Annotated in this window: 2 protein-coding genes; one reads left to right on the top strand and one right to left on the bottom strand. The window is 44.2% G+C overall.

The features are described 5' to 3' along the window. Positions 1 to 110: 110 nt before the first annotated feature. Positions 111 to 473, bottom strand: coding sequence for a hypothetical protein (locus QUA58_RS31210; RefSeq protein ID WP_333397994.1), 363 nt, complete (start codon positions 471 to 473; stop codon positions 111 to 113). Positions 474 to 878: 405 nt separating this feature from the next. Between QUA58_RS31210 and deoC the strand changes: the two genes are divergently transcribed. Further along, positions 879 to 1556, top strand: a complete 678-nt coding sequence (deoC, locus tag QUA58_RS31205) for a deoxyribose-phosphate aldolase (protein WP_333397992.1) — start codon at positions 879 to 881, stop codon at positions 1554 to 1556. Positions 1557 to 1834 lie beyond the last annotated feature (278 nt).

Genomic DNA, 1834 nt, shown 5'->3' with positions numbered 1-1834 from the left:
CGAGAGTAAAACTTTGGGTGTTACCTAAAGCTGCTTTGTCCGCAGAATCTCAGTGGCTTCAGCCCTGAGAGTGTCAAAGTGCGAATAGCTTCTACTTCTGCTTGCCCAACTCAAGCAACCACAACCGCTGTTTTAGCATTCTCGCTCAACAGCAACTGGCCTGTGGCATCAATACTAAAATCTTTCCCCAGCAGAAAACCCTTGCCCATCAACCGCTGGCAAACAACCAGCGCAGTAATTCGGCGAATTTCTTCCATCACGTCAGCAGGAATCAAATAACTCAAACTCCAGATCACGGACTCGCAGTCATACCAAATCAAACGCTCAATACTGACAATCATCAAAGCAGCTACACTGTCAACAGACAGCCGCCCTCTGAGATCCGCAATCAAATCCTTACCAATTAAGCTATTGCGACTCATCATCGCTCTAGCCATCTTCCCAATTTCTTGTTCGAGTTCTAAATGATTCATGCTTGGCACTGGCTTTTATGTTTTTAAAGCACTACTAAAAGTAAAAACAGTAGCCGCTACCAGGCTCTGCCATAGCGTAGCTGACGCAGGCTCTACCGTAACTCCTTTTAACAAAGTATACCTAAAGAAAGATCAAAAATGTATCTAAAGGGAGATACCAAAATATTATTTTTTAAGACAAATTGGTAAACTAATTTCCACAAGAGTTGTTACGAGCAGCAAATTGAGTATTTATACTTACTAGAACCCGGAGTAAAGTCAATCGATTTTAGATTTTAGATTGAAGAATTGGAGAAAGCGACCTCACGGAGGAATGCGGGGGGTTGTACCCTGGCTGCTTTCGGTCGAAGATTTGGTAAATTCGCTACATAATAAGGAAGTAATCACTTCGGAGAAAAAACAGCAATGGCTGCAAACCAGGCAGACATCGATATTGCCCCCTTGATCGACTACGGCCTGATCGACCCCACCGCTACGCCAGAGCAAGTAGAAAACTGTTGCCAACAAGCAGAGAGATTTGGTTTTGTCACAGTTTGCGTGTATCCCGCCTACGTCAGACAAGCAGTTGAGCTGCTGCACGGCAAACGTCCCAAAGTCTGTACAGTTATAGGTTTTCCCACCGGTGCTTCGACTTCAACGGTGAAAGTTTACGAAGCTCTAGAAGCCGCAGATAATGGAGCCGTAGAGTTAGATGTCTCCGTTAATTTAGGATTGTTGAAAGCCGGAAAAATAGACGAATTCCACCGGGAATTAGCCCAAATTTGCGAAGAAACTAATCTCACCATCAAAGCAATTATTGAAAGTTCGCTCCTTTCCGATGCCGAAAAACAATTAGCGGCTGAGATTTGTATGGAAGCTGGTGTGGCTTATATCAAAACCAACACTGGCTTTTTTGGCCCGGCGAAAGTTGACGATGTGCGACTGCTGAAGGAAGTTACGAAGGGACGGATTGGGATTAAAGCAGCCGGCGGAATTCGTACTCATGAACAAGCTTTAGATTTGGTAGTAGCTGGGGCAACTCGTTTGGGGACTTCTCGCGGCCCAGAATTACTCCGCCAGCGCGATAATTTAGACAATCGTTGACAGTTGACAGTTGACGGTTGACAGTTGACAGTTGACGGTTGACGGTTGACAGTTGACTGTTGACGGTTGACAGTTGACTGTTGGCTGTTAACTGTTGACTTGTATTCATTGGTCATTAATCAATTGTTGACCATCAATTGTTTAAAGGAGTTAATATGGAGAACTTCCAACAGCTACAAGTTTATCAATTAGCCGAAAAAAGTATCGGCTCAATAAGTAGGGGTAACAGTTAATCTAGTTGCCAAGACAAGCCCAAGGGATGAAGAGAAGATTTTTCG

It is taken from the genome of Microcoleus sp. N9_A1 (assembly GCF_036701795.1).
GTDB lineage: Bacteria > Cyanobacteriota > Cyanobacteriia > Cyanobacteriales > Microcoleaceae > Microcoleus.
The sequence above is the reverse complement of the archived record's forward strand: the minus strand, read 5'-3'. Positions and strand labels throughout refer to the sequence as shown.

Excerpts from the sequence above, each read along its gene's own strand:
- QUA58_RS31210 (WP_333397994.1), bottom strand. The coding sequence starts at position 473 with ATGAATCATTTAGAACTCGAACAAGAAATTGGGAAGATGGCTAGAGCG.
- deoC (WP_333397992.1), top strand. The coding sequence starts at position 879 with ATGGCTGCAAACCAGGCAGACATCGATATTGCCCCCTTGATCGACTAC.